Origin of the sequence: Roseovarius salis (assembly GCF_044472985.1) — a bacterium.
In the GTDB taxonomy this organism is placed as follows: domain Bacteria; phylum Pseudomonadota; class Alphaproteobacteria; order Rhodobacterales; family Rhodobacteraceae; genus Roseovarius; species Roseovarius salis.
This window is the reverse complement of record NZ_JBISDG010000021.1, coordinates 63,798-70,123: the sequence shown is the minus strand read 5'-3', so window position 1 is coordinate 70,123 and position 6,326 is coordinate 63,798. Positions and strand designations below refer to the sequence as shown.

Below are 6,326 nucleotides of genomic sequence, written 5' to 3'. Positions count from 1 at the left end.
AGGCAATCTTTCGGGGCGTGCGGGCCGGTTTGTGCTGCGTCGTCGCGGCCGTGGCGCTGGCGGTGGCCGCACCCGCGGCCCGCGCCGAGCTCATCGGCGACGCCGGCAAGGGCCGGGAGATTTTCTCGCTTTGCTCGGGCTGCCACGAGGTCGGCGACGGCGCCCAGGACGGGATCGGCCCGCACCTGAACGGCATTTTCGGCCGCGAGGCCGGGGCGCACGAGGATTTCCCCTATTCCAACGCCATGGAGCGGATGGGTACCGATGGTCTTGTCTGGACGCTGGAAACGCTGGACGCCTACATCGAGAATCCCCGCGCGCTGGTTTCCAAGACGCGGATGAGCTTTCGCGGGCTGGAGGATGCGCAGGAACGGGCCGACCTGTTGGCGTATCTGCGCACCTTTTCCGACAACCCGGCCAATATCCCCGAGGCGGCGCCCACTGCCATCGAGACCGATCATGACCTTGATCCCGATATCCTGGCGCTGGAGGGGGATCCGGAGTATGGTGAATACCTCGCCACCGAGTGCCTGACCTGCCACAAGGCGGACGGCAGCGCCGAAGGAATACCCTCGATCACGCGCTGGCCCGAGGAGGATTTCGTGGTGGCCATGCACGCCTACAAGAACAAGCTGCGTCCCCACCCGGTGATGCAGATGATGGCGGGGCGCTTGTCGAACGAGGAGATCGCGGCGCTCGCGGCCTATTTCAAGGACCTCGATGGATGAGGCATAGGGGAGGAGGACCCAAAATGACTTTGAACAGACGGAATTTCCTGCGTACCGGCGCCGTCGCGGCAGCCGGCCTCGCCGCGCCGCGCGTGATGGCGCAGGGCATGGCGAGACCAAGGGTCGTGGTCATCGGCGGCGGCGCGGGCGGGGCGACGGCGGCGCGCTATATCGCCAAGGACAGCGATGGCGAGATCGACGTCACGCTGGTGGAACCCACGCGCAGCTATTACACCTGTTTCTTTTCCAATCTCTACCTCGGCGGCTTCAAGGAGATGGAGGATCTGGGCCACACATATGGCAAGCTGGCGGCAGGCGGGGTCAATGTCGTTCATGACTTGGCGGTGGACGTGGACAGGGATGCCAAGACCGTCCGTCTCGCCGGCGGCCCGATGCTGGAGTATGACAAGCTGATCCTCAGCCCCGGGATCGACTTCGTCGACGGGTCCGTTCCCGGATGGGACGTCACTGCCCAGAACGCGATGCCCCATGCCTACAAGGCTGGTTCCCAGTCACAGCTGCTGCGCGCGCAGATCGAGGCGATGCCCGAGGGCGGGATCTTCGGCATGGTGGCCCCGCCCAACCCGTATCGCTGCCCGCCTGGGCCGTACGAGCGGATCTCGATGGTGGCCCATGCCCTCAAGCAGATGAACCCGACCGCCAAGATCCTCGTTGCCGATCCCAAGGCGAAATTCTCCAAGCAGGCGCTGTTCGAGGAGGGCTGGCAGAAGCACTACGGCGGCATGATAGAACGCATAGGCCCCGATTTCGGCGGCGCCAATGTGAGCGTCGATCCCGCCGAGATGACCATGGATATCGACGGGATCGTGGAACAGGTCGACGTCTGCAACGTGATCCCCGCGCAGAAGGCCGGGCGCATCGCCGAGATCGCGGGCGTGACCGACGGCAACTGGGTCCCGGTGAACGCCGCTGACCTGAGCAGCAAGGCCGATGCCGACGTGCATGTGCTGGGCGACGCGGCGGCGCAGGGGGACATGCCGAAATCCGGCTTCGCTGCCAACAGCCAGGCCAAGGTGTGCGCCAACGCGGTGCGCGGCGCGCTGACCGGATCGCGCGTCTTCCCGCCGAAATTCAGCAACACCTGCTGGTCGCTGATCGACACCAACGACGGGGTCAAGGTGGGCGCCACATACGAAGCCACCGAGGAAAAGATCGCCAAGGTCGACGGCTTCATCTCCCAGACCGGCGAGGACGCGGCCACCCGCAAGGCGACCTACGAGGAATCCGAGGGCTGGTATTCCGGCATCACCAGCGACATGTTCGGCTGACCCATCGGTGCGGGCCTTCCCGGGCGGCAAGGCCCGCGCCACGAAATTCCCAGTGCAAAGGAGGCATTCCCATGAAGACGCCAATACTCGCGGCCATCCTCGGCATCACGATGGCCCCGGCGGCACTGGCCGCCGACGTGACGACCTACGATTTCGAGGGCAGCTTCGACGACGCGACCTTTGCCGTCGAGAACGCGATCATCGGTCAAGGTTTGGTGATCGACTACACCAGCCATGTGGGCGACATGCTCAATCGCACGGCCGAGGACGTGGGCAGCGACGTCGAGATATTCGATGCCGCGGACATCTTTCTTTTCTGTTCGGCCACGGTTTCGCGCGAGGTGATGGAGGCGGACCCGTCCAACATCGGTCACTGTCCCTACGGCATCTTCGTGACCGACAAGAACGGCGACGTCGAGATCGGTTACCGCAACATGCCCGACGGCGAGATGCAGAAGGTACAAACGCTTCTGGACGGGATCGTGAAAGACGCGCTCGACTGAGAGGCGCGCCGGCGCCGCACTTGACGTATATCAAGGCGTTGGCGCCGGCGAGGGCTTATCCGGTCAAACCGAAAGGATGAGCCATGATCGTGACGCTGCTTGACCGCTACGGCGATGGGGCCGTGCTGATGATGGCCGGGCTGGCCGTCGGCATCCTGTTTGGCGCCGCGGCCCAGCATTCGCGGTTCTGCCTGCGGGCGGCGACGGTCGAGGTGGCGGGCGGCACCCTTGGCCCGCGCCTGTCGATCTGGCTCATTTCGTTTTTCGCCGCACTGGCCTGCGTACAGGGCGGTGTTGCCGCCGGTTGGCTGGATGTGTCGCAGTCGCGGCAACTGGCATCCACCGGCAGCCTGTCGGGTGCGATCATCGGGGGCCTCATGTTCGGGGCGGGCATGATCCTTGCCCGCGGCTGCGCCAGCCGTCTCCTGGTCTTGTCGGCCACGGGAAACCTGCGCGCCCTGCTGACGGGGCTGGTTCTGACGCTCGTGGCGCAATCGGCGCTGCGCGGGGCGCTGGCGCCCGCGCGCGAGGCGCTGGCGGGGCTTTGGCTGGTTCCCGGGGGCAGCGCACGCAGCCTGCTGGCCCATAGCGGGCTGACATCGGGGGTGGTCGCAGCGGCCGGGGCGGTGGCGCTGCTGGCATCATTCGGGCTGGCGCTGCGGCGCGGTGTTCGGATCACCCACGCGATCGCCGCCGCGCTTGTGGGGGTGGCGGTGGCGCTCGGCTGGGCGGCGACCTTCGCCGTCTCGCAGGTTTCGTTCGAGATCATCCCGATATCCTCGGTAACCTTTACAGGGCCGGCAACCGATACGTTGATGGGGCTGGTGAACACCACGGCCCTGCCTCTCGGCTTCGGTGTGGGGCTGGTGCCCGGGGTGTTCGCCGGCTCGGCGGTCACCGCGCTGCTGACGCGGGAGTTTCGCATCCAGCGTTTCGGCACCGACACCCCGATGGAGCGTTACCTCGTCGGGGCCGTTCTGATGGGCTTTGGCGCCATGCTGGCCGGGGGCTGCGCTGTCGGCGCAGGCCTGTCGGGCGGCGCCATCATGGCGCTGACGGCCTGGATCGCGGTTTTCTTCATGTGGGTGGGTGCGATGGCCACGCAGTTGGCGCTGTGGCGGTTCGGCGGGGCCCCGGGGCGCGTCGCGGCAGAGTGATCCCGCACCGGTCTTCGCCGGCAAGGGCCGCGCCCGAGGCGCCCTGTCCCGTTCAGGTCGATTGGCTCAAGCGGCCCCGGGTCCATGGCGCGGCGCCTGAATTGCGGGTGAACAATCAGGACGCGGTGTCGCAAATGGAACTGCGAGATACGCGGGAGGAGACGGAAGATGGTTGAGCTGAGCGGCAAGACGGCGCTGGTGACCGGTTCGGTGCAGGGCATAGGGCTCGGCGTGGCCGAAGCGCTGGCCGGCGCGGGGGCGCGGATCGCGGTGCACGGCATCGCGGGCGACGCCCGGATCGCGGAGGTCTGCGCCCATCTCAAGGATCTCGGTGCGCCGCAGGCGGAGTTCTTTCACGGCGACCTGCGGCATCCCGATCAGATCACCCACTTGATGCAGGCGGTCGCCGACTGGGGCGGGGCGGATATTCTCGTCAACAATGCCGGCATCCAGCACACCGCGCCGCTGGCGGACATGCCGCACGCCACGTGGGAGACGATCATTGGCGTGAACCTCTCGGCGGCGTTCTACACCATGCAGGCGGCGCTGCCACCGATGGCGGAGCGCGGCTATGGCCGGGTGATCAACATGGCCTCGGTTCAGGGGCTGATCGGCTCGGTCAACAAGGCACCCTACGTGGCCGCCAAGCACGGGCTGGTGGGGCTCAGCAAGGTGGCGGCGCTGGAATACGCCGCCGCAGGCAGCAGGCAAAGCGGCGGCGTGACCGTCAACTGCATCTGCCCTGGCTGGACCGAGACCACCCTCATCACGCCCCAGATCGAGACCCGCGCGCAGGAGATCGGCGGCGACCGCGATGCCGCGGTGACCGATCTCCTGTCGCAAAAGCAGCCCTCCCTGCGCATTTCGGACCCGCGCGAAATGGGTGCGTTGGCGCTGTGGCTGTGCGATCCGATCGCGCACAACGTGACCGGTACGGCGATCCCGGTGGATGGTGGCTGGACGACGCAGTGAAGAAAAAAGGGCCGTGGGTCCTTGGACGCCACGGCCAGTGGTGCCGCACGGCATGGGAGCGCCGGCGGCCGTTTCGTAACGGTTCAGTCGGGGTGGATATCCCGGGTCGTGCAGCCGCCCGCCAAGGTGGCCGCGATCCAGTTGATCGCGATCCGCGTGCCCTGCTCGGCCAGCCATGCGGCCTGCAGGCGGTAGGCGGGCAGTTCCTGCTGGCCGGGGCAGTACCAGTGCCGGGCAGTCGCCTGCCGGTGATGGGTCAGCTCGTGCAGCAGCACGCTGACATCCCGCGCGTCGCGCATCGACCACGGCCGCGCGAGGTAGACGACGCGGTTTTCCGGGTCGTAAAGCCCGCGACGGCGATCACCGGACCGGTGCCCCGCCGATGACAGCGCGCGTATCCGGCCATGCGAAACGAGGCGGATGTCCGGTGCGGCATCCCGGGCGGCATAGGGGCTGTGGCTGTCGAGCCAGGAGTCGAGCGCGCGCACCAGTGCGGGCATGGTCGTTGCGGATCGCCAGCCCGTGCCGGGCTCTGCGGCGCGGGAGACCGGGGGCAACAGCGCCAGCGTCAGCGCACAGAGCATCGGGACGATCCGTGCATGTGCGGACCGTGACAGGGGCGTCATGACAACCCTCCGTAAGTTTTGCTGAAACTCGAAATATGCTAACGTCGCGTAAATTTTCGCTCAAAGGATCGTTTCTCATCTCCCGATGAGGCGGGTTCATCCATGCCGACGCCGCATCTTCCGCCGTTTTCCGCCATCCGCGCCTTCGAGGCGGCAGCGCGACATATGAGCTTTCGCCTGGCGGCCGAGGAGCTTTGCGTGACCCCGTCCGCGATCAGCCACCAGGTCCGGACGCTGGAAGACCACCTCGGCCGGCCGGTTTTCCTGCGCGCCGCGAACCGTCTGCACCTGACGCCGGCGGGGCGGGCATACCGTGATGCGCTGAGCGCGATCCTCGGTGATCTTGTCTCCGCGACCGACGCCGCCTCGGCCGATGGGGCGACATCCCCGTTCCGGGTCCAGGCGACAGCGGCCTTCAACGCGCGCTGGATGGTGCCGCGGCTGGACCGCTGCCCGCTGCGCGACAACATTTCGCTGACAACGGCAAGCGGCGCGCCCGTGACCGATTTCACAACCAACGACGCCGACTTGATCGTGCACTGGGGCGACAGCCCGATCCCCGGTGCCGAGGTGCACCCCATGCTTGAGACCGGCCGTTACCCGGTTGCCTGCCCTGAAATCGCCGAACGCATCCGCGCGCCCGAAGATTTGCTCAACGAATGGCTGCTTCGCGACCATGTGATGGATGGTTGGGCCGGGTGGTTCCGGCAGGCGGGCTTCGACGTGTCGGAAGAGCGCATGGGCGGCTCCTTCAACGCGCATTGCGAGATCAACATGGTCGCCGCCGAGCGGGGGCAGGGTGTGTGCCTCGCATGGGACGCGATCGTGCGCACGACCCTGAAGGAGGGGCGACTGGTCCGCCTCTTCGACACCGAGACCGAGCCGGTCACGATATATTCCGTGGCCTATCCCGAGGCCCGGCGTCATGATCCCCGGGTTGTCGCCCTGCGGGACTGGTTCCTCAATGAATCCCTGCAGGACGGGACAAGCCCGGCCCCCACCCGCGTGGAGGCGGCACAGTAACGCGCGGCCGCCTCGTTCCGTCGCGGTC

Annotated in this window: 7 protein-coding genes; 6 read left to right on the top strand and 1 reads right to left on the bottom strand. The window is 67.1% G+C overall.

Annotated elements, in window-relative coordinates; translation table 11 throughout:
* Positions 1-5 precede the first annotated feature (5 nt).
* The 5 genes from ACH13J_RS10675 to ACH13J_RS10655 all read left to right on the top strand — a co-directional run bounded on the left by ACH13J_RS10675 (position 6) and on the right by ACH13J_RS10655 (position 4,649).
* Complete coding sequence (locus ACH13J_RS10675; RefSeq protein WP_397543317.1) at positions 6-728, top strand: c-type cytochrome; 723 nt, start codon at positions 6-8, stop codon at positions 726-728.
* Positions 729-751: 23 nt separating this feature from the next.
* On the top strand, positions 752-2,017 hold the full coding sequence (locus ACH13J_RS10670) for an FCSD flavin-binding domain-containing protein (protein ID WP_397543315.1): 1,266 nt from the start codon (positions 752-754) through the stop codon (positions 2,015-2,017).
* Between the two features lie 71 nt (positions 2,018-2,088).
* Complete coding sequence (locus tag ACH13J_RS10665) at positions 2,089-2,520, top strand: DUF302 domain-containing protein (protein ID WP_397543314.1); 432 nt, start codon at positions 2,089-2,091, stop codon at positions 2,518-2,520.
* Between the two features lie 83 nt (positions 2,521-2,603).
* Positions 2,604-3,677, top strand: a complete 1,074-nt coding sequence (locus ACH13J_RS10660; protein ID WP_397543313.1) for a YeeE/YedE family protein — start codon at positions 2,604-2,606, stop codon at positions 3,675-3,677.
* 168 nt (positions 3,678-3,845) lie between these two features.
* Positions 3,846-4,649 (top strand): 3-hydroxybutyrate dehydrogenase, encoded by an 804-nt coding sequence (locus ACH13J_RS10655; RefSeq protein WP_397543312.1) that lies wholly within the window; start codon positions 3,846-3,848, stop codon positions 4,647-4,649.
* Between the two features lie 83 nt (positions 4,650-4,732).
* On the opposite strand, the gene ACH13J_RS10650 is transcribed toward ACH13J_RS10655, so the two are convergent.
* Complete coding sequence (locus tag ACH13J_RS10650) at positions 4,733-5,275, bottom strand: DUF6647 family protein (protein ID WP_397543311.1); 543 nt, start codon at positions 5,273-5,275, stop codon at positions 4,733-4,735.
* 102 nt (positions 5,276-5,377) lie between these two features.
* Between ACH13J_RS10650 and ACH13J_RS10645 the strand changes: the two genes are divergently transcribed.
* A complete protein-coding gene (locus ACH13J_RS10645; RefSeq protein ID WP_397543310.1) occupies positions 5,378-6,298 on the top strand; it encodes a LysR family transcriptional regulator in 921 nt (306 codons plus the stop codon).
* Positions 6,299-6,326 lie beyond the last annotated feature (28 nt).

What these genes read in the sequence shown, in the direction of transcription:
- ACH13J_RS10670 (WP_397543315.1), top strand. Translation starts at nt 752, where the DNA reads ATGACTTTGAACAGACGGAATTTCCTGCGTACCGGCGCCGTCGCGGCA.
- ACH13J_RS10665 (WP_397543314.1), top strand. Translation starts at nt 2,089, where the DNA reads ATGAAGACGCCAATACTCGCGGCCATCCTCGGCATCACGATGGCCCCG.
- ACH13J_RS10655 (WP_397543312.1), top strand. Translation starts at nt 3,846, where the DNA reads ATGGTTGAGCTGAGCGGCAAGACGGCGCTGGTGACCGGTTCGGTGCAG.
- ACH13J_RS10645 (WP_397543310.1), top strand. Translation starts at nt 5,378, where the DNA reads ATGCCGACGCCGCATCTTCCGCCGTTTTCCGCCATCCGCGCCTTCGAG.
- ACH13J_RS10660 (WP_397543313.1), top strand. Translation starts at nt 2,604, where the DNA reads ATGATCGTGACGCTGCTTGACCGCTACGGCGATGGGGCCGTGCTGATG.
- ACH13J_RS10650 (WP_397543311.1), bottom strand. Translation starts at nt 5,275, where the DNA reads ATGACGCCCCTGTCACGGTCCGCACATGCACGGATCGTCCCGATGCTC.